Raw genomic sequence first — 22,572 nt, 5'->3', positions numbered from 1 at the left:
CATAGGAACATGACGCCTGCGACCCCCAGCACCCGACGTGTACTCGTGGCCAAGCCTCGCGGCTACTGCGCCGGAGTCGACCGAGCCGTGGAGGCGGTGGAGAAGGCCCTGGAGCAGTACGGCGCGCCGATCTACGTACGTAAGCAGATCGTGCACAACACCCATGTGGTCAAGACCCTAGAGGCTCGCGGCGCCATCTTCGTCGACGAGACCGAGGAGGTGCCCGAGGGCGAGATCGTCGTCTTCTCCGCACACGGTGTGTCGCCCGCCGTGCACGAGCAGGCCAGAGGCCGCAGTCTCCGCACGATCGACGCGACCTGCCCACTCGTCACCAAGGTGCACAACGAGGCCAAGAGGTTCGCCTCGCAGGACTACGACATCCTGCTGATCGGGCACGAGGGCCACGAGGAGGTCGAGGGCACCGCCGGTGAGGCGCCCGACCACATCCAGCTCGTCGACGGCCTCGACGCCGTCGACCGGATCGAGGTCAAGGACCCGGACAAGCTGGTCTGGCTCTCCCAGACCACCCTGTCGGTCGACGAGACCATCGAGACCGTCACCCGGCTCAGGGAGCGCTTCCCGACGCTGCTCGACCCGCCGAGCGACGACATCTGCTACGCCACCCAGAACCGCCAGGTCGCGGTGAAGGAGCTGGCGGCCGAGTCACAGCTCGTCATCGTCGTAGGCTCCGAGAACTCCTCCAACTCCAAGCGCCTGGTCGAGGTCGCCAAGGACTACGGCGCCGACGCCTCCTACCTGGTCGACGACGCCTCCTTCATCAAGGCCGAATGGCTCGAAGGCGTCACGACGGTCGGCGTGACCAGCGGCGCCTCGGTGCCCGAAGAGCTGGTCGACGGCGTGCTCGCCTTCCTCGCCGGCCACGGCTACGACGACGTGGCCGAGATCGAGTCGGTCAAGGAGAGCATGCGTTTCGCCCTCCCGCACGAGCTCCGCAAGGACCTGCGCGCAGGCTGAGGCACGACACACGGACGGGACGTCACTCCTCGACGCGTGGCGTCCCGTACACCTTCGGCTCGAAGTACCCCTCCGGCTCGGGTGCGAACTCGGGCGTGCGCCCGCCCCTGGGCTTCGGCACGGCGGCGTCGGCCCGCAACTCCTCACGCAGCTCGCGTACGTTGGCCCGCAGCCCCCGCCGCCAGGCCACGCCGAGCACCAGCGCCGACCCGGCGAACAGCCAAGGCGCACCCGACGACAGCGACGCGAACATCCCCAGCGACAGCGCCTGGAGTACGGAGGCCGAGGTCAGCGACCTGCCGAGCTCGACGACCAGCGTGGCGGCGAAGAACACCAGCGGCGGCGTCACCACCAGCGACAGCAGCTCACGCGCGTTGACCAGCACGACACCGGCCAGACACGCGGCGACGAAGAACGGGCCGACCAGGATCGGCAGCGACAGCAGCGCGGCCAGCACGTAACCGGCCAGCGTCACGATGAGCACGAGCGCCACCGCCCCGCGTGCGGTCAGCTTGATCCCGCCGCCGCCCGGTCTGCCGCCCTTCGCCCGCGCGCCCGCCTTGCCCCGCGTGCCCGCTCCCCGACCACCGGAGGCGCCCGGCGCCGGTGCGGGACCGGACGCGGCGCCCTCGCCCTTGCTCATGTGCCCTCCCTCGCCGGACGGCGACACAGCAGTCGCTCCTTCACGGCCCCGCCCCCCTTGCGACCATCCTGCGTCAGGACAGGTCGCCCGCCAACTTACCGTTCACGTGCGACATCAGAGACGAGGTTTCCAGCAGTTCAGGGGAGCTGAGCGGCCTCGGGAGACCGTCGAGCATGTCCGGTGCTTCCAGGTCGCCGTCCACGACGCCCAGATCGTTCAGTTTGCGGGCACTCACCAGGACCCGGCTCTCCAGCGAGCCCACCGTCTTGTTGTAGGCCTCGACCGACCGGGTCAGCGCCCGGCCCAGCTGTTCGACATTGCGGCCGAGGCTGCTGAGCCGGTCGTACAGCTCCTTGCCGAGTTCGAACACCGCCTTGGCGTTCTCGCTGAGCGCCGCCTGCTGCCAGGCGTAGTGCGCGGTGCGCAGCATGGTGATGAGCGTGGTGGGCGTGGCGATGTGCACGCGCCTGGTCATCGCGTACTCCAGCAGCGTGCCGTCGCGCTCGAGGGCGGGCGCGAGGAAGGCCTCGCCCGGGATGAACAGCACCACGAACTCCGGCGAAGGGCTGAACGCCTGCCAGTACGCCTTGGCGGCCAGCCTGTCGATGTGGTCGCGCACGTGCCTGGCGTGCGCGTCCAGCCGTACCGACTGCAGTTTCTCGTCCCCGGCCTCGGCGGCCTCCAGGTAGGCGGCGAGTGAGACCTTGGAGTCGACGACGATGTTCTTGCCTCCGGCCAGCCTGATGACCATGTCGGGGCGCTGGGCGCCGTCGGCGGTGGAGACGCTGGCCTGCTCGTCGAAGTCACAGAAGCGCGACATCCCGGCGATCTCGGCCACGCGGCGCAGCTGCATCTCGCCCCAGCGGCCCCTGGCCTCCGGCCGCTGCAGGGCGCGTACGAGCGCCGTGGTCTGCGAGCGCAACTGCTCGTTGCTCTGCCTGACGAACTCCATCTGCTGGGCGAGTTCGGCGCGGGCCGCACGCTGGCCGGACTCGGTGTCGCGCAGCTGGCCCTCGACCCTGGCCAGGGCGTCCTTCAGCGGTTCGACCAGGTGCTCGACCGCCTGGCGGCGTTGTTCGAGGTCGCCGCTCGCCTCGGCGCGCGAGGCGGAGAGCCTGGTCTCGGCCAGTTCGAGGAAGCGCAGGTTGTTGACGTCGAGCGCGCGGGCCGACAGGGCCTGGAAGCGCTCGGCGAGCTGCTCCTCGACATACGCCAGCTTCTCGGCCGCCGCCTTCGCCTTCGCGTCCGACTCGGCCACGCGTACGGCCATCCTGGTCCTGGCGAGCAGGAATCCGATGGCGAGTCCGACCACGAGACCGAGAACGAGCGAGAGGACGTCCATTGTCGGCATGATTCCAGGGCCGCGCGCCGGGGTCGCCCCGACACGCTTGCATGCGAAGAGTCCGCATTCCGCTTGTGCAGCCGCATCTCCGTCACTCACAGTACCTTTGTGACTACTGGAGCGAAGATGCTGGTGTCCCTCGCCGCCACCGTCGTGGTCGCGGCCGTCGTGGTCGCGGCGGCGGGCGCCGTGATCGCCGGAAGGGCGGACGAGAGCGCCGTGCCCGGCACGGCCAAGGCGGCGCCGCCCACCCTGCGCTGGTCCCAGGGCGCCTGCGTACGTCGTGACGGCGCCAGCTTCGAGCTCACCTCGTGCGTCGTGCCCGAGGGCGCGAAGGGCAGGGCGGCCAGGCCCGCGACCGGCACGGTGGGCGCGATGGCGGCGGACCCGCCCGAGCTCGGCCAGTGCCCCGACGCCACCGACGAGGTCGTCAGGGTCGGCCAGCGCCGCACCGCCTGCGTACGCAACCTCGCCGCCCCGCACCCCGGCGACCCCGGCATGGGCGGCGGCGCCCTGCGCCCCGGCGACTGCGTGGCCCTCGACGGCCGCGAACACCCCTGCACCACCCCCGGCTGGTACGGCAGAGCCGTCGCCACCGCCCGCACGCCCGGCCGTTGCCCGAAGGCGGCCACGCTCGACGCGCTCACCCGCGACGACGGCACCGCCGTCTGCCTCGGCGAGGGCGGCGCGGTCCTGTCCAAGGGCGCGTGCGTCGCCAAGCCGAGGCGTGAGGCGCTGACGCGCTCGGCCATCGTCAGGGTGGCGTGCGGCTCGGCGGGGGCGTGGGCCAAGGTCACCGCGCTCGGCGCGCACCGCGACGCCTGTCCCGGCGGTTCCGACGCCTACCTCACGGCCGAGGGGGCGCTGCGGCCCGTGACCTGTCTGAGTCGGCTGAAGCACTAAACTCAACGCCCGTGAGCCTCAGCATCGGTATCGTCGGCCTGCCCAACGTCGGAAAGTCGACGCTCTTCAACGCGTTGACCAAGACCGCCAACGCTCTGGCGGCGAACTACCCGTTCGCCACCATCGAGCCCAATGTCGGCATCGTCGGCGTGCCGGACGAGCGGCTCGGCAAGCTGGCCGAGATCTTCGGCTCACAGCGCATCCTGCCCGCCAAGGTGGAGTTCGTCGACATCGCGGGCCTGGTGCGCGGCGCGTCCGAGGGGCAGGGCAGGGGCAACCAGTTCCTGGCCAACATCCGCGACACCGACGCCATCTGCCAGGTGATCCGCGTCTTCAGCGACCCCGACGTCACGCACGTCGACGGCGACGTCGCCCCCAAGCGCGACATCGAGACGATCAACACCGAGCTGATCTACGCCGACCTGCAGACCGTGGAGAAGGCCATCCCGCGCCTGCAGAAGGAGGCGCGTACCAACAAGGACAAGAAGGCCGCGCTGGAGGCCGCCGAGGCCGCGGCCAAGGTCCTGGAGACCGGCAAGACGGTCTTCGAGAGCGGCCTGGACCTGACCGACCTGCGCGAGCTGCACCTGCTGACGGCCAAGCCGTTCCTGTACGTGTTCAACCTCGACGCCGACGAACTCGTCGACGAGGACCTGCGCGCCCAGCTGTCCGCCCTCGTCGCACCCGCCGAGGCCGTCTTCCTCGACGCCAAGATCGAGTCCGAGCTCGTCGAGCTGCCCGACGACGAGGCGCTCGAACTCCTGCAGTCCGTCGGGCAGCAGGAGTCCGGCCTGACGCAGCTGGCCAGGGTCGGCTTCGAGACCCTCGGCCTGCAGACCTACCTCACCGCGGGCCCCAAGGAGGCCCGCGCCTGGACGATCCGCAAGGGCGCCACCGCTCCGGAGGCCGCGGGCGTCATCCACACCGACTTCCAGCGCGGTTTCATCAAGGCCGAGATCGTCTCCTTCGACGACCTGATCGAAACCGGCTCCATCGCCAACGCCCGCTCCGTGGGCAAGGCCCGCATCGAGGGCAAGGACTACGTCATGCGCGACGGCGACGTGGTCGAGTTCCGCTTCAACGTGTAGCGGTTGACGTGTCATCACGAGGGGCCGGACCCCGTGATGCGGGCGGACGTCAGATGTCCTTGATCCGTACGCGATCGCCGCACAGTCTCGACCAGTCGTCGCGATCGGAGGTCAGGACGAGGACGGGCGCCGGGGAGCGAAGCGCCATCGCCGCGACCAGGGCGTCGATGGCGTACTTGTGGCCGTGCAGGCCGCCGGCGTCGCTCAGCAGCCGCACCGCGGCGAAGCTGTCGGCCTGGGCGACGTCCTGTACCTGAAGCCGGGAGAGCACCCAGTGCAGCCGGGCGGTATCCGTCTTCGCGTGAGCCGCCTCCACCACCGTCAGGGCCGACACGAGGACCGGTACGCCCACGCGCCGGGCGGCTTCGATGCGCGTGATCATTTGGCGGTCGTCGCGCAGGAGCAGCGCCAGCGCCTGGCAGTCGAGCACCAGGGACCTGGCGGTGGGCTCCTTCAAGCGGCGCTGTCGTTCGACGCGTAAGGCGCCGGTGCGTCACCGAACAGTTCGCGCTGCGCGGCCTGGATCTCGGCCTCGCTCAGCGGCTCGTGGTCGGCTTCGTAGGCGGCCACGATCTCGGCGAGGCCGTCCATGGCGAGCTGATGCCGCACCGCGGCCGCCACGTATGCGGACATGCCGCGCTTGCCGGTGCGTGTGCGCAGAGCTCCGAGGAGTTCGGAGGGCATCGAGACGGAGATGTTCTCCGTGCCGCCGGGACGGGGTGACTTCACGAGGTCATTCTAATACAGAAACTATTACAGCGCCCGGGACTTGTGTCCCGATGACCTGCTGAGCACGTGGTTGACGCACGGGAGAAGGAGGCGTTGTCGTGTTGCGTGGCGATTGCGGCCCTCCCATGCTGGGGTCCACGTCCGAGCCCGATGTCTGTGAGGAGTCGCCCATGACCGCACCCGATGGCCGTACGACGTGGCGTGACGCGCGTTTCGACATGCCTGTCGCTCGGCAGTTGGCGCGTTATGACGAGCTGTCGGCCAGGCGGGCCTCCGCTCAGGCGCGGGCCGAGCTGGTGGCCAGTGGGCGCTATGACCCTGCCAGGCATGGCGTCGACGCGCCCACGCCTTTGACGCCTGCCGAGCACGTCGAGCTCCTGGCCTTGGCCGAGTGCGTGGCCAGGACCGTGCGGCATCCTTCCAACATCCATCACGCCTTGCAGGGCGGCGTCACGTGGCCGGAGCTGGCCGCCGTGCTCGACGCCGACGAAACCGGTCTTCGTACTGCCTATCGCCAATGGGCGGCCGATCAGTACGACCTCCACCAGACCTACCCGGACAGCGGCATGGCGGCCGAGGAGTACGCGGAGGCGCTGGCGAGGGCGGCTTCCTGACGGCGGCCGGGGATCTGCCGTTTCAGTGGCAGGGAGGGGCTGGGGGTGCGGTTTTAGAGGTTTCTGCGGGGATGTCTGACGTTCTCGTCATATCGGGACACTCTGCTGCGTCAACCCCTGTCGGCCCCTGCGCGTCGAATCGTCACGGCGTTCACGCTGAATCGGGAGGGACTCACATGATCCGCCGCATACTTCGTAAGAGACGTCCCGAAGTACCCGCACGGGTGCCCTCGCTGGAGTGCATCACGCTGGAGGAGGAGCTGGCCCTGCTCAGGGTGGAACTCATGTACGGCCTGCGGGTCAATCGTGAGGCCTACCTGCGCCGGAAGGTGGATGAGCGGGAGGAGGTCGGCAGGCGGCTGCACCGGCGTGACGTGACGGTCATGCTGGGGGAGCTGCGAGGGTTCCTGGACCGGGCGGCGCCGCCGCCGAAGCGGGTGGCCCTGACGCACGAGTCCCCGACGTCGAATGTGATCCAGTTGCGTCGCAGGCACCTGCGCGCGGTGGACGGGCCGGAGACGGCCTGAGTCGCCAATCGTTTTCGCGGCGCTGACCTGGCCGCATGCCCTGGGGGTGTGCGGCCGTTCGCGTTCTACGGCAAATGCGATAGTCGTGAGCGCTTTGGTAACCAATGAGTGGCTTTGTGGTAACCGTACAGGCCGCTGGCCAGGCGATATCTGAATTCGTAGCGAATCGGTCACGCTCCTTCGTCATGCACACTCGGTTTGCCGTGTCGCGACGATGCCTGCAGCATGGGCGTGGCTTTCCTGGAACAATTGCGGGGACCGATAGGGTGATTGCTTCACCACGGATGACAGGGTTCGAGAAGGACGACACCGCGCCAGCCGGGGGGAATGGCGCGAGCGGAGGCGTGATGGCTCGAAGGTCCACCGTCCAGCAAGGTCCTAGGACGGCTGGTGACCCTGAGCTGTCGGCGTACCCTGAAATGGTCGACGATGTCCAGCCCTCCAGACGTGTGTCCCGCCGCGGCCGTTGGTCCGGTGGCGGTGGCCGCTGGCTGGTGTGGACCGGGCGTGCCATTCTTTGGGCGCTCATCGTGGTCATCGTGGTCAATGGGGTCCGTGCGCCTTTCGAGCGCTTTACCGAGACGGCGGCGCCTGCCGCGGTCGATCCCAAGGCGGCCGATTCCGGATTCCCGACCGACAGGGCGTCGTCATTCGCCCTGCAGTTCGCGGGTATGTACCTCAATCTCAACGGCGACCGCGCGAGCGAGCGCGCCGGATGGCTGGCTCCGTATCTGCCCGACGGCGCCGACTCCCAGTTCGGCTGGGACGGCCTCGGCCGAATGTACGCCACCGCCATCCAGCCCTTCGGGGTCGAGGTGATCGACGCCAGGAATGCCGTGGTCACGCTGGCGTTCCAGTCGGGCAACCGCAGGCTGCTGCTGTCGGTGCCGGTCTTCTACGGCGGCGAGAGGTTCGTGGTCTCCGCGCGGCCCGCGCTGCTGCCCGCGCCCGCCGCCGCCGACCTGCCGCAGATCGCGGAGGTCAAGGGCGACGAGGCCGCGGCGCAGGAGCTCCGCCCGCAGCTCGAAGGCTTCTTCAAGGCCTACGCCGAGGGCGACGCGATCGGACTGCAGCGATTCCTGTCCCAAGGGGTCAACCTGCCGAACTTCGGCGGAGCCTTCACCTTCGCCGAGCTCAAGGAAGTCGTGGTTCCTGTGGGGGGTGCCACCCGACAGGTGCAGGCGGTGGTGGTGTGGGGGGTGCCCTCCGGGGCGCCGTCCGCCGAGCCGACGCCGACCTCGCCGAGCGCAGCCGAGGGGCGGCTCGAACAGGTCTACCGTCTCACTGTCGAGAAGCAGGGCGACAAATGGTTCGTCGAAGACATCCGCGGCGCCGGTCGGTCCGTTGGATAGACGCACGGCCGCACTGCTGATCGGTACCCCCCGGGAGGACGAGAAGTGATCCTTAAGACCATGGTCCTGAACGCCGCTGAGCTGGCGGCAGCCACTCCGACACCGGCTCCCACCGGCGTCAACACCGAAGGGCTCGCGAACTTCCTGCGCGCCTTCTTCGCTCCGCTGTTCCTGGTCGTCGTGTCGGTCGTCGCGCTGTTCTTCCTCTTCACACGCGAGATCACGCGGTTCGTCCAGTTCCTTATTCTGGCCGTAGCCATCGGTGTGATCTTCTATGTGCCCAATGTCATCGAGGTGACGGCCAAGGCCATCGCGGGTGCCCTGGGCATCCGGTGAGAGAGGGTTGAGACCGCCACAGAGCGGTCATTGAACGAGAGCGGAGGACTCGGCCGCACGCGAGGGTGGAGAGGAGGACTGCATGGACCTGCCTACATATACGAACATCTGGCGCATCGAGAAGCGGCTCTACAAGCTGTACGACCTACGGCTTCCGACGCCGCTGCCGATCGTCTGGATCGGCGTCTTCGTCGGCGTGATCGTGCCCTGGGCGCTGTTCCTGTGGCTGATCGGCGTACCGATCGCCATGCCGTGGCATGTCCTGTACCTCGTCCCTCCCGGCATCGTCACCTGGCTGTCCACGCGTCCCGTCATCGAGGGCAAGCGCCTGACGGAGTTGCTGGAGTCGCAGCTGCGCTACCTCGGGGAGCCGCGTTCGTGGTCGCGGATGGCGCCGCTGGCCGAGCCCGAGACCGTGGCGCTCACCGGGCGCGTGTGGCGGGCCAGCGGTGTGCCCGTGCGCGCCAAGGCCACCCAGAAGGTCCGCAAGCCCGCCCGCGCCAAGGCCAAGGCCAAGGCCAAGCTCGCCGCCTCCGCCGCCGTGTCCGGCCTGACACCGGCACAGGCCAAGGCCCGCGAGGTACGCCCCGCCGTGGCCGCAGCCGCCGCCGCTGCCACCCACGCTCCCGTCGCCGAACCGGCCGCCCCCCGCAAGGCCACCGCCTGGGGCACCGCCGTGGCCCCCCGCCGCCGAGGCGCCGCCCCCGCCCTGGCCGACCCGCCCGCCGACCTCCCCCTCCCGCCCCGCCGCGAGGACCAGGTACGGCAGAGCGACACCGCCCAGCCCGCCTGGGCAGACGTCCAACGCCCTCACACCCAGACTCCAGTACGGCCGAACACCCCCGTATGGGGGGCTCGCTCGTCGTCGTTCGACGGCCCCGCCTCCTTCGAGGTGCCGGAGCCCGCGCCCGAGACGCCCGAGGCCGTCGAACCGCCGATCCCCGCCGTACAGAACCAGCCCTCCCGAGACCGGACGGCCCCATCCGCACGGTACGCGCGAGACGACGCCGACCCCTCTGCCGAGCCTGCGCTAGACGCCGCCCCCCTTGCACGGAACGAGCCCGGCCCTGTCGTGCCTGCGCGAGACGTCGTCCTGCCTACGCGGGATGAGGTCGGCCCTGTCGTCATGCCTGCGCGAGACGAGGACGTACAGTCCGCTCACGAGCTGGACGCCTGGCTGACCGAGCCCCACACCAGCGCCGAGGCCGCGCGGGGTGTTGAGCCCGCTTTGGGCGCTGGGGCTGTCCCGAACTTCGATCCCGCATCGAACGTTGAGCCTGTCGCGGGCTCCGACCCCGTGCTGGGCGTCAAGCCGGTTGTGAGCCCTGAGCCGGTGGCGAGCGTCCACCCCGGCCCAAGCGTTGAGCTTTCCGCGGGTGTTGAGTCTGGCCCGAGTGTTGAGTCTGGCCCGAGTGTTGAGTCTGGCCCGAGTGTTGAGCCTGGGCCGCATGCCGAATTTGCCGTGAACTTCGAGCCGTCTGTGGCATCGGTCGAGCAGGCGGACATTTCGCTTATTTCGCCTGTGTCGCAAGACGAGCCCGCCGTGCACGTGCCCATGCAACCGGAAGCGCCGACGCGTCCCATCGAGTCTGAGATGCCCGGCGACTCCGTGATGCCTGTCGGCCGAGACGTGTCTGTCGACTCAGAGGTGTCCGGCGTTTCCGACATGCCCGGCGACGCAGACATTCCCGAAATGTCCGCCAGCTCCGAAGAGCCCGCCAGGCAAGACACATCGAGCATTCAGCCCAACCTGGCCGTGCAGCCGAACCTGGATGTGCAGTCCGGCCCGGCATCCCAGTCCGAGACGGCAACGCCGCTCACCCCCACGACACCGCCCCCCCTCGCGCCTGAGGCCACCGACGACCAGCCCAAGACACAGGCAGAGGCGGCAACCCCCGACCGGACCGCCGCAGACGTCCCCCCCCACGCCGAGCCCGACCTCAATTCCGAGCCCCACCCCGCCCCCACAACCACCCCCGACCCCACCCCGACCGCAGAAGCCCCGACCGCAGAAGCCCCGACCGCAGAAGCCCCGACCGCAGAAGCCGCGACCACCCCGCCAAAGCCCACCCCCCGCCCCATCGACAGCGAAGCCCTTCGACGCCTCCGCAAGCTGGCAGCCTCAGCCGACGCCGCCACGCCCGGCGCCCCCACCCCCACCCCCACCCAGCCGACCCCGCACGACCCCACCCCCACCCCCACCGACGCCCACCTCAAGCACCGCACCGGCCACCCCCCGCGCACCGACGCCCAGAACACACCCCACCCAACCCCGGACGACACCCCACGCCTCCCCAGAATCCCGGCCTCGGCCAAGGGCCAAGGCGCCCCTCCGGTCCAGCAGGTCGCCCCGGCGGCATGGGACGCCCGTACGCAGCCCAAGCCGACCATCAGACCCATCCCCGTGGCAGGCGCGGCGGCGGCCAAGCCGGATGCGCTCGCCGTACCTCCGGTGTCTCAGCAGGACGAGTCCAAGGTCAGGCCTGACTTCCGTGCGCCGGACGAGCAGCGGGAGGGGCCGGGCGAGGGGGAGCAGCGGGTGCGGCGGGTGGAGTCGGTCGTCGGCAGGGAAGCGGGGGGATGGCGGCGGGTGGCGCAGGTCGTGGTGGGAGGCGGCGGGAGCCGTAGTGACGGGTCGGAGGTGGACGAGGCCAGGGCGAGGGCGGCGTTCGGGGGGAGCAGGCGGATCGTCGTGCTGGGCTGCACGGGGGGAGCGGGGCAGAGTACGACGGCGCTGATGCTGGGGCACACGTTCGCCAGGCTCAGGGAGGAGCGGGTGCTGGCGGTCGACGCCAATGCCGGGAGTCACACGATGTCGGAGCGCATCGTGGTGGAGTCGCCCGAGACGCTGGCCTCGTTGCTGGCGGGGCTGGACCAGATCAACGGCTATCTCCGCATGCGCGCCTACACCACCAGGACGCCGACGGGCCTCGAAGTGGTGGCGGCCGACGCCGAGGAGGAGGCCGAGCTGGGGTTCGCCGATCGGTCGTTGTTCTCCGAGCACCGGCTCGGGCAGGCGATGCATCTGATCGACAGGCACTACAAGCTGTCGGTGCTCGACCCGGCCGCCGCCCTCGCCGGACGAATCCTGCCTTATGCGGATCAACTGGTACTTGTCGCCCCGGCGAGTGAGGACGCGGCCGAAGCCGTGGCCATGACGTACGAATGGCTTGACGGACATGGCTGCGCGGATCTCCGTAAGCGCGCGATCATGGTGGTCAACGGAGTCAGCAGGCGCAGCATGGCCGATGTCGAGCAGGCCGAGGCTGTGGCCCGCGGGCGATGCCGGGCCATCGTCAGGGTGCCGTGGGAGGACGACCTCGCCCCCAGTTCGTCGGGGCCGGTCGAACCGGCGCGTCTGCGCCCCGCGGGCAGGCGGGCCTACGTCGCCCTGGCCGGTGTGGTGATCGCAGGCTTCGCGGCGGCCGGAGCCGGCTCGGGCAGTGGGCCGGCTGCGGCAGCGGGACAGGTGCTAAGGACGAGATCGAGCGAGGAGGAACTGGCCCAGTGACCCCCCGGGCACGAAAGACGGTGAACGCGGCATGAGTAGGACCTCCCGGGCGCGCAGCCGCCTGGCCGTGCGGTACTTCGACGACCGCATCCTGCTCACCGAGTCCTCCGCATGGGCCTACTTCCGGCTGCCGACCGTGAGCTACGAGTTCGTCACGCCAGAGGAACGCGAGGCGCTCGCCACCAACATCACGATCGCGCTCGCCGCCATCAGGATGCCCGACGCCGAGGTGCACCTGCGGATCGCCCACCGTACCTACCCGGCGGCCGAATGGGCGATGACGCTCAACGGCACCTCCGACGAAGGGCCGGGCTGGCGCGACTACCTGGAGGAGATGTATCGCCACGTCTGGGCGAAGGACTTCTGGTCCAAGGAGGTCTACCTGGGCGTACGGCTGGGCCCGCGCGGCGCGCAGCTCGGCTCGGGCGTGCTGTCGCAGCTGTTCGGCTTCTACCAGCGCACCGAGAAGGCGCTCGGCCTCGACGACGACCACGTGCCCGACGGCGAGATCGGCAAGTGGACCGACCAGGCCGAGCGCCTGGGCCGGGCCCTGGCCTCCAGCGCCCTGTACGCCAGGCACGCCAGTTCGACCGAGGTGGCCTGGCTGTTCCAGCACGCCGCGAGCGGCACGGTCGGCGACCCGCCGCCGAGCGCCAGCCCGAAGCGCCGCTGGGGCAAGGGCGAGATCGAGTCGCTGGTCGAAGGCCAGATCCACAACGGCAGGTCCCTGCTGCGCATCGAACAACCCCAGGGCGACTCCTACGTGGCGCATCTGTCGTTCGCCCGTTTCCCCGACCTCATGGCCTTCCCCGACGGCGAGCCGTGGCTGCACTTCGCCGACCAGCTGCCCTTCCCCGTGGAGATCTCCTCCCGGATGCGGCTGATCTCACCGGTCAAGGCGAGCAAGGACGTCGCACGCAAGCTCGCACACGCCCGCGACATGGACATCCACATCCGCGAGGCCGGAGCCGAGGCGCCGATCGCCCTGGCCGAGCAGATCGACGCGGCCCGCATGCTGGAGCACGGCATCACCAAGGAACGCCTGCCCTTCGTGTACGGCTGGCACCGGCTGATCGTCTCGGCGCCGACGGAGGAGATCTGCGTGCAGCGGGTCGAGGCCGTCGTCGAGCACTACCGCGATCTCGGCATCGACATCGTGAACTCCACCGGCGACCAGTTCTCGCTGTTCTGCGAGGCGCTGCCGGGCGAGAAGGTCAGGGTCAACGCCTACGCCCAGCGCCAGCCGCTGCGCACGATCGCGGGCGGCATGGCCACGGCCACGGTCGACCTGGGCGACAGGGTGGACGAGTCCAGCGCGGGCTGGCACGGTCCCTACATCGGCGAGACCGTCGGCAGGGCGCGCAGCATCGTGCACTTCGACCCGCTGGTCGCCGCCACCCGCAACCGTCCGACGGCCATCGCGATCACCGGAGAGCCCGGCGGCGGCAAGACCACGCTGGCCCTGCTGATGATCTACCAGATGGCGTTGCGCGGGGTGACGGTCGCGGTCATCGACCCGAAGGGCGACGCGGAGTCGCTGATCAGGCTGCTGCAGCGCAGAGGCCGCAAGGCCAGGATCATCCCGCTCGGCTCGGCGGCTCCCGGCCTGCTCGACCCGTTCTCGTTCGGCGACGACATCGCGGCCAAGAAGACGATGGCGACCGAGACGCTGCGCCTGCTGCTGCCGAGGATGTCGGAGGAGCGCGAGTCGGCGATGATCCAGGCGGTCGCCGCCGTGTCCAACGCGCCCGACCCGTCGCTGGGCAAGGTCGTGGACTACCTGGAGGCGGCCGAGGACCCCGCCTCGAAGAACCTGGGCGCCGTGCTGCGCTCGATGTCGGAGATGCACCTCGCGACGCTCTGCTTCGACCCCTCGGGCGGCGACCAGATCGACAGCGAGGGCTGGACGACGGTCTTCACCCTGGGCGGCCTGACGCTGCCCGACGTGGCGACCGGGCGCGACGACTACTCCTACGAGCAGCGGCTGTCGGTCGCCCTGCTCTATCTGGTCTCGCAGTTCGCCCGCAGGCTGATGAACGGCCTCGACAGGAGGGCGCCCAAGGCGATCTTCCTGGACGAGGCGTGGGCGATCACCTCCACACCTGAGGGCGCCAAGCTGGTGCCCGAGGTCAGCCGCATGGGCCGCTCGCGCAACACCGCGCTGGTGCTGGTCTCGCAGAACGCGGGCGACCTGCTCAACGAACAGGTGACCAACTGCCTGTCCTCCGTTTTCGCCTTCCGTTCGACCGAACGGGTCGAGGTGGAGAACGTCATGGCCCTGCTCGGAGTCGACCACTCCGAAGAGCACAAGGCCGTGCTGCGCTCCCTCGGCAACGGCGAATGCATTTTCCGTGATCTGGATGGCCGAGCGGGGCGAATCGGCGTAGACCTGATCTCGGAGGAGCTGCTCCGGTGGCTCGACACGAACCCGACGCACGACAAACCCAGCGACAACGGGCATGATCATGTAGCAGCAGGGGGCGTGGGCAGAGCTCAGGAGGTGCGGTGATGAAGATCCCTCGTCTGGGGTCCCGGCGTCGGCGGTCCCGACTAGGAAAGCGGCTATCGCTGGCGCTGGTGCTGGTCATCGGCATCCTGGCGTTGCCGCTGGTCACAGGTGCGTTCTCGCCGGCGGCGGCGGCGCCGTGCGACCTTTCGCCAGATCTGGCCCCCGAGCTCGTCGGCGGCGGCATGGACGGCATGCTCAGACCGCCGCCACCCGACGCCCCGGTCCCCGGTGCGCCCGCGGCTCCCGCCCCCACCGCCCAGGGACCGCTGACCAACTACGAGCGCTACGGCACGGCGGGCCAGTACTGGCACACCTACCAACTCGGCTGCGGCGACATCGTGGCCGTGTTTGGCAACTCGTGGGCCAACGCCATCTTCCAGTGGGCCAAGTCGCTCGACCGGCTCACCATCACCACCTACCAGGCCGCCGCGACCGAAGGCCCGCTGCAGACCATCAAGGACGTGGTCGACGACATCGTCATCCGGCTCTCGGAGGCCATGTACTGGCCGTTCCTGCGGCCGATCGTCATCCTCGGCGCGATCTGGCTCGCCTGGTACGGCCTGATCCGCAAACGGGCCTCGACCACGGCCGAAGGCGTCATCTGGATGGTGCTCGCGGTGACGGTCGCGGTCTGGTTCTTCAGCAGACCCGGCGACTTCACCGGTCTCGGCAAGATCGTCACCGACAAGACCGGCGAGGTGGTCAACTCCGCCTTCTCCGGCCTGCCGGGCGCGGGCGGCGCCTCCTGCCTGCCGACCAAGGGCGAGACCAATCCCGAGGTCAAGGACGGCGGCTACGGCAGACCGGGCACTCCCGGCGTCGCGCAGAACGCCGACGCCCTGTGGTCGGTCCTGGTGTGCAAGCCATGGCTGGTCGGGCAGTTCGGCACCTCGGACCCCGAAGCACCGGTCGTGAAGGCGTTCGCCGCGCAACTGCTCGACGCCCAGGCGCAGGACCTGGCCGAACAGCAGGCGGCGACCTCGACGCCCTCCAGCGTCCACCAGGAGAGATACGAGGCCATCGCCACCAAGCTGGAGAACACCCCGTTGTTCTTCACCTTCCAGGGCAAGGACTGGACCGGCAGGCTCGGTGTGGCGATCGGCGCGCTGATGGCCGCATTGGTGGCCGGGCTGCTGATCTTCCTGGTCTCGGTGACGCTGCTCGTCCTGAAGATCGGCTTCCTGCTGCTGCTGATGCTCGGGCCTGTCTTCCTGCTCCTCGGCGTACATCCGGGCACAGGGCGCATCATCGCCATGCGCTGGGTGGAGATGCTGATCGGCACCCTGCTCAGGCAGGCGGTGCTCGCGATGGTGCTCGGCGTGCTCGTCTACGGCTATGCGCTGATCATCTCGACGGCGATGCCGTGGGGCATGCAGATCCTCTTCATGGCGCTGCTGACGATCTCGGTGTTCTTCTACCGCAGGCCGTTCCAGCATCTGTTCGCCTCGATGGACGGGCACACGCTGGCCACGCGCATGCTGGGCGACGCGACCACCGCGCCGACCCTGCAGCGGGCGGCGGGCGCGTTGCCGCCGGTCGCGGCGGCGCGCATGGGCCGCTGGGGTCTGCGCAAGGCCGAGCCGGTGATCCAGGCGGCGGCCATGGCCGGCACGGCGGGAGCGGCGGCGGGCGCCGCGGCCGTGGCCCAGGGCAAGGTACGCGGCGAGGACGGCGCCACCCCCAACACCCCCTCGGGCACCCGGGTCCCCGTGCAACCGGCCCCGCTCAGCACCGACGCCCAGGGCGCCAAGACCGGCACCCGTACGGCTCCCGCCACCCGCACCGGCGCCGCGCCTCCGCTGAACCTCGGCGGCACCGCCGCTCGCGGTACGGCGAGCGCGGCGGGCACGGCCGCGGCGGCGGGTGTGTCAGGCGGCGCGCCGACGCGCAGTGGCGGCGGCGGACGCACGGGCGGCTGGTTCGGCGGTCGCTCGGGCGGCGGCTGGGCGGCTCGCGCGGGATCCGGCGGATCCGGCGGCGGCGGCTCGGTGAGCTCCGGTGGGTCGGGCGGGTCAGGCGGTTCGGGTGGCTCGGGTGGCTCCGGAGGCGGGATTTTCGGAGGCGGCGGGTCGCGCAGGAGTTCGGGCAGTGGGCTGTTCGGCGGGGGCTCCGGCTCTCGTGGCGGGTCCGGTGGTGGCGGCGGCTCGGGGGGCTCGGGGAGTGCCGGCGGGTCGCGGCGGTCTTCCGGAGGCGGCCTGTTCGGCGGCTCAGGCGGGTCCGGCGGCTCGGGTGGGTCCGGGTCCGGTGGGGCGCGCAACGGGTCGGGCGGCGGCGGGATCTTCGGTGGCGGGGGCGGCGGTTCGTCCCGGTCGGCGGATGTGCCGCAGGCGCGTTCGGCCGAGCCGCCACCGCTCTGGCTGCCCAGCAGGCGAGAAGGAGCCAGGTCGAGCGACGAACCGGTGCCGTTCTGGCTCCGCCCCAACAGCTCGGACAAGGACTGACATGCTTTGGCTCCCCCCAAGCAGTTCGGACAAGGACTGACATATGGCACAGTCGGGCGACAGGCGGGGGTTCGCCTTCGCCGTCATCGTGCTGGTCCTCGCCGCGGTCGGGATCTTCCTGACCATGGGCTCGGGCGGCGATGACGGCGGCGAAAACCCCCCTTCCGCCGTCGCGGCCGAGCAGGGCGAGCAGGGCGAACAGGGAACGAAGGGGGAGACCGGCGGCGTCGTCGCGCCGCCGGTCTCGCCGCTGGCCACCGCGAGCAACGCCCCGTTCGACATCTACTCCTTCCTGCCGATGACCAAGCAGGAGCTCGCGGCGGCCGCCGACCTGGCCGAGCGCTTCACGGCCGCGTACGGGACCTTCCGCTACGACGAGGACGCGGCCGTCTACGCGGGCAGGCTGAAGGTGTTCGCCACCTCCGACCTCGGCGAGGTCCTCACGCGGACCCTGACCTCGCCCGGCACGGTGGAGCAGAACCGCGCAGAGCAGATCGTCTCGGTCGGCACCGCACAGGTGAAGTCGATCAGGCAGGTCGACCAGAACTCGATCGTTTTCGTCGTCGCCGGAACCCAGGTGGTGACCGCCAAGAGCGGCCCGGCGCAACGCACGAACGACTTCGCCGTCACGGTCTCGGAGTACGGCGCCGATTGGCGAATCTTCGACCTGCAGCCCGCAGACTCCGGTGACGACGGGGACGCCTAGTGAACGTCTCCACCCGTTCCCGCGTCGTCCTGGCCATCGGGCTGGCCGGGCTGGTCCTGCTCACCCTGATCGTCTCGCCGATGCTGATGAGCTCCTTCCCCTCCTTCCTCGGAAGCGACTCGATGCCCGACTGCGAGGAGATCTCCCAGCTCGACGAGGCCGGGTCCGAGACCGCCACGTCCGACATCCCGCCCAAGTACCTCGCGCTCTATCTCAAGCACGGCAAGAAGATCGGCGTGCAGTGGAACATCCTGGCCGCCGTCGGCAAGCGGGAGACCGACCACGGCCGTTCCACCCTGCCCGGCGTACAGAGCGGGACGAACTACGCCGGAGCCGCCGGGCCGATGCAGTTCCTCATCAGCACGTGGGGCGGCAAGGCGCGTATCCCGATCCCGTCGAAGTTCAACGGCTACGCCTCGGACGGTGACGACGACGGCATCGCCGACGTCTACAACCCGGCCGACGCCATCCTCGGCGCCGCCAGGATGCTCAAGCGCAACGGCGCTCCGGAGGACGTGCGGCGCTCGCTGTTCGTCTACAACCGGGCCTGGTGGTACGTCGACCAGGTCGAGGCCATCGCACAGAAGTACGCCAAGGACGGGCAGGTCAAGCTGCCGCCGCAGGCCGATCCCTCGTGCGACGAGCCCCTGCTGGAGGCCGCGCCCAACACCGTGGTCGCCAGGATCCTCGACTACGCGCTCGCCCAGCGCGGCAAGCCGTACCTCTGGGGTGGCACCGGGCCCGACGCCTACGACTGCTCGGGGATCATCTACATGGCCTATCGCAGTGTGGGACTGTCGATCCCGCGTACGACGTTCGGGCAGTGGCCGTTCGGGATCAAGGTGCCCGAAGGGCAGGAGCAGGCGGGCGACCTGGTGTTCTTCAATGCCGGGCCGGGCACGGGGCCCGATCGGCCGGGCCATGTCGGCATGGTCGTCTCGAAGGGCAAGATGGTGGAGGCCAGGTGCCGGCTGTGCGGGCCGATCAAGGTCACCAGCTACAAGTCGCGGGGCGGCGTGGTGGGATTCACCCGGCCGTTGCGCAATCCCGAGGTGTTGAAACAGCTGGAGAAGCTGCAGAATTCTTCGGTATGACCATTGTCGTGGTGGCCGCAGCGATCATCTCGGGGGACAGGCTGCTGGCCGCGCAGCGCGCCGAGCCCCCCTCGCTGGCCGGAGGCTGGGAGTTCCCCGGAGGCAAGGTCGACCCAGGGGAGGGCGAGATCGAGGCGCTCATGCGCGAATGCCGTGAGGAACTCGGCGTCGAGATCGCGGTCGGCGCGAAGGTCGGCGGCGACTGGCCGCTCGCGGTCGGATACATCATGCGGGTATGGCTGGCCACCCTCGTCAACGGCACGCCGGAGGCCAAGGAGCATCTGGCGTTGCGCTGGCTGGCTCCCGACGAGCTCTACGACGTGGCCTGGCTCGCGGCCGACCTGCCGATCGTCAAGGCTGTCGCGGAACTCCGTTCCGAGGGTTAGATTGCTGCGCTCTGTGACATAACGATTACTAGACGTGTTTGTTCTCGCATGTCTTCTATCGGGAGCACATGTCGTCTGACAGAGCATCGGGGATCGCAGCATCGGGGGAACGTCGTGGCCGACTGGTGGCACCATGCCCGGACAGCAGCGGCCATGGGCACGGGGGCGTTGATACTGGCGACCGCCACGACCACGGCCGCCGCCGCCGAACTCACGAACGAGCAGACCCCGCTCCGGCTCGTCGTCGACCGGCTGGACAGTCCCGACCCCGATCTGGGCCAGTGGGTACGCACCGGGGACGTCCTGCGTTTCCGTATCCGCCTGGAGGGACAGGCCAATGACGCGAGGCTCGCGGTGGCGGCCAATCCGTCCTCGGCCTTGTCGGAGGTGACGTGCGGGGTGACCGAGACGCATCCCGGCACGTCACCTCCTCTCGTCACCACTCCGCCTCCCGCCACCACCTCGCCCGCTCCCGTCGCGAGCGCCACACCCGGCCCCCGTGCGACCGTCGCCTCGCCCGGCGTGCGTCCCCGGCCGTCCCTGGCGCCGCAGGTCGCGCCCACGCCGCCCGGTGGTAGGCACCGGGTGGTCGCGGTGCCGCCCCGGACCGTGACGGTGACGTCCGGCGCCGAGGTGTGCGCGCTCGACGGCGGGGCCGGCGGCCGGGCCATGGACGTGCGTCTGAAGGTGCCCTCCGGCGTCGGCGAGATCGTCCTGGCCGCCGTCGCCCACGTCGGCGACGGAGAGGGCCTCCGCACCGTCCACGGCACGACGGTGACCCCGGTACGGGACAGCGCCCCCGACAAGCAGGCCCAACCCGACCTGGAGGCAGCCGAGCCACGCCAACACGCCCTCCCGAAGGGCGAGGCCGGCGTGGGGGAGACCAAGGCGAACGAGGCCAAGGCCGACACAGCCAAGGACAAGGCAGCCGCTCCCCAGGCACAAGCGCCCAAGGCCGTGACCCCCAAGACGGCCGCCGCCAAGGCGGAAGCACCCACAGTGGTGACCCCCAAGGCAGCCGCTCCCCAGGCACAAGCACCCACGGCCGTGATCCCCAAGGCCGAAGCCCCGAAGAGCGGGAGCCCCAAAGCAGCCCCCGAAGCCGAAAAGCCAAAGAGCAAAAGCCCGAAGACGCCACCCAAGGCCGAAGCCCCCACGTACAGAGGCCCCAAGGCGGCGACCAAGGACGAGGCGGTCAAGGTGGTCGTCCCCGACATGACGACGCCCGACGGCGTTGCCCCGGGCGTCGTCGCCCCCGACACGACCGGACTCCAGGCAGCCCCCGTCACCGGCCGCGAGGAGCCGGCCAATGGCGACATGGGCGGCATCCCACCCATCGACCCCGGCCTCATGCAAGCCCCCAACGCCGCCCAGCCCGTCCAGCCGGCCCAGCCCGTCCAGCCTCCCCAAGCAGCCCAGCCCGGCACCCAGCAGTACCCATACGCCCAGCAGTACCCAGGCACCCCCCCATACGGCCAGAACGCACCCACCGACACCAACCAGCAACTCCCCCTGACCGACACCCCGATCACCACCCAAGCCCAGCCGTCCCAGCCGTCCCAGCCGTCCCAACCCGCACAGCAACCCCTCCAAGGCCTGGCCGAATCAGGCCAAGTGCAAGGCCTCGACCAGGGACAACCCACGCAAGGCCTCTGGGGTGACGACCGCCTGCGACTCCCGCAGGCCGTACCCCAGCAGGCCCAGGCGACGCCCACCCCGACAGGCGCCACCGAGGCGATGGGGGCGCCGTTGCCGAGGCAGATCGCGGTGGCGACGCGGAAGGTGTCGGCGGCGTCGGGGCCGGGGGACCTGCTCGCGGGTGGGAGGGGGCTGCCGGCGGTCGTGTCGGGCATCGGGATTCTGCTCGTGGCCCTGTGGGCTCTGACCAGGGTGCAAGCCCGGAGAATTCTGCGAAAGTCGCGATCTGCAATGTGATAAGGATTTTGCTGTCACTTTGGCCCGGCTAGTATTTCCCTTTGACTGGTATTCCGGGGAATCGCGGAGGGCGGCAGAGGTGGCAGCCAGGCGAGTGACAGCCGTGTCCGCCCTGTTCTTGACTTTGGGGCTGAGCGGCACCGCGGTGCTGGCCATCGCACCCTTCGTCGGATCGACGGCGAGTGCGTTGGCCGTGGCGCAGGATCCGAACAACATGATCACGGGAGGCGACGCCGGAGAGGCCGACCCGGTGCCGGAGCCGGAGCCGACGACCGTCGTCACCGTCACGATCACCAACGCCCCCGAGCCGACGACTCCCGAGCCGGTCGTCACGGTCACCAAGACCACGAAGAAGCCGCCGAAGCCCAAGCCGGACCCGCCGCAGGCCGTCGTCACCGAGACCGTGACGAAGGCCGCGGAGCAGCCTCCTGTGGCTCCCGTGGTCCCGCCGGTCCAGCAGCCGCCGCCGTTGCAGGAGCAGCAGCCCGAGCCGAGCACGGAGTCCGAGCCGCAGATCCAGCTGCCCACGGTCAGCGACACCCCGCCCATCACGTCCGCGCCGCCCGTCACGACGGCGCCGGAGGAGCAGCAGCTCACCTCCGACAGCTCGGGCGAGCTGGTGCTGGGCAACGCGACCGCCGAGTACGACCAGAACGAACTCAGCAAGAAGCTCGGCATCCCGGCCCTCGTGCTGGTCCTGCTGGCACTGTTCGCCGTGCTGATCTTCGAGGGCAGGCTGCGTCGCATGGCGCATGCCGCCGCCGTACGCAGGGCGGGCCCGCAGCCGCCGCTCGGCAGGGCTCCCGCGCCCGGCGACCCCTACGGCTACCCGGCCGGTCCCGGGTTCGTCGGCTACCCGGTGGGCGCCGCCTATGCGCCGATCATCAGCTTCGTCCCGGTGCACTCCAGCCCAGGCGGGCCCACGCAGTACGCCCCGGTGTACCAGCAGCCCGGCTTCCCGCAGCAGGGGCACCCGCAGGGGTTCGACCCGGCGATGTTCCCCCAGCACCCCTACGCCGTGCAGCAGCCTTACGGCCCGCCGCCCGGTGAGGACACGACGCTGCTGCACGCGCCGCCGCAGGACACGTTCGGCCGTTCGGAGGACCTGGCCTCGCACGCCGATCCGCACGACGCCTTCCGCCGTCCCGGCAGCTCCGACGTGCCCTTCGCCGAGCCCACGATCGAGGAGTCCTTCCCCGGCCGCTTCGGCGCCGAGCCGTACTCGCCGCCGCCCCTGCCGGACGAGACGCCGTACCGCATCTCCGACGCCGACGACCTGACCCTGATGGGCAGCCTGTCGGCCCCGGAGCCCACAGACCACGCGCGCGACGACGACGACCCGGCGCAGGACGGCCCCGACGAGGACGACGGCCGCACCCGCCCGTTCCACCGCTAAAACCTTCCGGACCTTTACGGCAAGCCCCGCCACGCCCCCTGTGGGCACGTGGCGGGGCTCCGTCTTTCACGCCACTCCAGCAGGA

The 22,572-nt window shown here is 70.2% G+C and carries 19 protein-coding genes; 15 read left to right on the top strand and 4 right to left on the bottom strand.

Annotation, left to right across the window (positions count from 1 at the left end; translation table 11 throughout):
- Window positions 1-9 precede the first annotated feature (9 nt).
- Window positions 10-975: a 4-hydroxy-3-methylbut-2-enyl diphosphate reductase gene (locus ACTWNK_RS38255; protein WP_474309802.1), complete on the top strand. Its 966-nt coding sequence runs from the start codon at window positions 10-12 to the stop codon at window positions 973-975.
- Window positions 976-997: 22 nt separating this feature from the next.
- On the opposite strand, the gene ACTWNK_RS38250 is transcribed toward ACTWNK_RS38255, so the two are convergent.
- Both ACTWNK_RS38250 and ACTWNK_RS38245 read right to left on the bottom strand, forming a co-directional pair.
- Window positions 998-1,618, bottom strand: a complete 621-nt coding sequence (locus ACTWNK_RS38250; RefSeq protein WP_474309801.1) for a DUF6542 domain-containing protein — start codon at window positions 1,616-1,618, stop codon at window positions 998-1,000.
- A 73-nt stretch (window positions 1,619-1,691) separates the two neighbouring features.
- Window positions 1,692-2,960, bottom strand: a complete 1,269-nt coding sequence (locus tag ACTWNK_RS38245) for a DNA recombination protein RmuC (protein ID WP_474309800.1) — start codon at window positions 2,958-2,960, stop codon at window positions 1,692-1,694.
- 108 nt (window positions 2,961-3,068) lie between these two features.
- On the opposite strand from ACTWNK_RS38245, the gene ACTWNK_RS38240 reads away from it, so the two are divergent.
- Both ACTWNK_RS38240 and ychF read left to right on the top strand, forming a co-directional pair.
- Window positions 3,069-3,863: a hypothetical protein gene (locus tag ACTWNK_RS38240; protein ID WP_474309799.1), complete on the top strand. Its 795-nt coding sequence runs from the start codon at window positions 3,069-3,071 to the stop codon at window positions 3,861-3,863.
- 11 nt (window positions 3,864-3,874) lie between these two features.
- Complete coding sequence (ychF, locus tag ACTWNK_RS38235; protein WP_474309798.1) at window positions 3,875-4,951, top strand: redox-regulated ATPase YchF; 1,077 nt, start codon at window positions 3,875-3,877, stop codon at window positions 4,949-4,951.
- Between the two features lie 49 nt (window positions 4,952-5,000).
- Here ychF and ACTWNK_RS38230 read toward each other — a convergent pair whose 3' ends face one another.
- Both ACTWNK_RS38230 and ACTWNK_RS38225 read right to left on the bottom strand, forming a co-directional pair.
- Entirely contained in the window at window positions 5,001-5,408 is a 408-nt protein-coding gene (locus ACTWNK_RS38230) for a PIN domain-containing protein (protein ID WP_474309797.1), read from the bottom strand.
- Window positions 5,405-5,680, bottom strand: coding sequence for a CopG family transcriptional regulator (locus ACTWNK_RS38225; protein WP_474309796.1), 276 nt, complete (start codon window positions 5,678-5,680; stop codon window positions 5,405-5,407). The genes ACTWNK_RS38230 and ACTWNK_RS38225 overlap by 4 nt, the downstream gene beginning before the upstream one ends.
- Window positions 5,681-5,850: 170 nt before the next feature.
- On the opposite strand from ACTWNK_RS38225, the gene ACTWNK_RS38220 reads away from it, so the two are divergent.
- The 12 genes from ACTWNK_RS38220 to ACTWNK_RS38165 all read left to right on the top strand — a co-directional run bounded on the left by ACTWNK_RS38220 (window position 5,851) and on the right by ACTWNK_RS38165 (window position 22,487).
- A complete protein-coding gene (locus ACTWNK_RS38220; RefSeq protein ID WP_474309795.1) occupies window positions 5,851-6,294 on the top strand; it encodes a hypothetical protein in 444 nt (147 codons plus the stop codon).
- Between the two features lie 176 nt (window positions 6,295-6,470).
- On the top strand, window positions 6,471-6,821 hold the full coding sequence (locus tag ACTWNK_RS38215) for a hypothetical protein (protein WP_474309794.1): 351 nt from the start codon (window positions 6,471-6,473) through the stop codon (window positions 6,819-6,821).
- 419 nt (window positions 6,822-7,240) lie between these two features.
- Window positions 7,241-8,173, top strand: a complete 933-nt coding sequence (locus tag ACTWNK_RS38210; RefSeq protein ID WP_474309793.1) for a conjugal transfer protein — start codon at window positions 7,241-7,243, stop codon at window positions 8,171-8,173.
- A 60-nt stretch (window positions 8,174-8,233) separates the two neighbouring features.
- On the top strand, window positions 8,234-8,509 hold the full coding sequence (locus ACTWNK_RS38205) for a hypothetical protein (RefSeq protein ID WP_474309792.1): 276 nt from the start codon (window positions 8,234-8,236) through the stop codon (window positions 8,507-8,509).
- A gap of 82 nt (window positions 8,510-8,591) precedes the next feature.
- On the top strand, window positions 8,592-12,020 hold the full coding sequence (locus ACTWNK_RS38200) for a TcpE family conjugal transfer membrane protein (protein ID WP_474309791.1): 3,429 nt from the start codon (window positions 8,592-8,594) through the stop codon (window positions 12,018-12,020).
- Window positions 12,021-12,051: 31 nt separating this feature from the next.
- On the top strand, window positions 12,052-14,529 hold the full coding sequence (locus ACTWNK_RS38195; RefSeq protein WP_474309790.1) for an ATP-binding protein: 2,478 nt from the start codon (window positions 12,052-12,054) through the stop codon (window positions 14,527-14,529).
- A gap of 68 nt (window positions 14,530-14,597) precedes the next feature.
- Complete coding sequence (locus ACTWNK_RS38190) at window positions 14,598-16,970, top strand: type IV secretion system protein (protein WP_474309789.1); 2,373 nt, start codon at window positions 14,598-14,600, stop codon at window positions 16,968-16,970.
- Window positions 16,971-17,013: 43 nt separating this feature from the next.
- Entirely contained in the window at window positions 17,014-17,676 is a 663-nt protein-coding gene (locus ACTWNK_RS38185) for a hypothetical protein (RefSeq protein ID WP_474309788.1), read from the top strand.
- Window positions 17,676-18,770 (top strand): C40 family peptidase, encoded by a 1,095-nt coding sequence (locus ACTWNK_RS38180; protein WP_474309787.1) that lies wholly within the window; start codon window positions 17,676-17,678, stop codon window positions 18,768-18,770. Before ACTWNK_RS38185 ends, ACTWNK_RS38180 begins: the two co-directional genes overlap by 1 nt.
- Window positions 18,767-19,156 (top strand): (deoxy)nucleoside triphosphate pyrophosphohydrolase, encoded by a 390-nt coding sequence (locus ACTWNK_RS38175; protein WP_474309786.1) that lies wholly within the window; start codon window positions 18,767-18,769, stop codon window positions 19,154-19,156. Before ACTWNK_RS38180 ends, ACTWNK_RS38175 begins: the two co-directional genes overlap by 4 nt.
- 114 nt (window positions 19,157-19,270) lie before the next feature.
- The gene (locus ACTWNK_RS38170; RefSeq protein WP_474309785.1) at window positions 19,271-21,091 is read left to right on the top strand and encodes a hypothetical protein; all 1,821 of its coding nucleotides are present in this window, start codon (window positions 19,271-19,273) and stop codon (window positions 21,089-21,091) included.
- 94 nt (window positions 21,092-21,185) lie between these two features.
- On the top strand, window positions 21,186-22,487 hold the full coding sequence (locus ACTWNK_RS38165) for a hypothetical protein (RefSeq protein WP_474309784.1): 1,302 nt from the start codon (window positions 21,186-21,188) through the stop codon (window positions 22,485-22,487).
- Window positions 22,488-22,572 lie beyond the last annotated feature (85 nt).

The sequence above is a fragment of the Nonomuraea sp. IBHARD001 genome, from assembly GCF_056106265.1.
The sequence above is the reverse complement of the archived record's forward strand: the minus strand, read 5'-3'. Positions and strand labels throughout refer to the sequence as shown.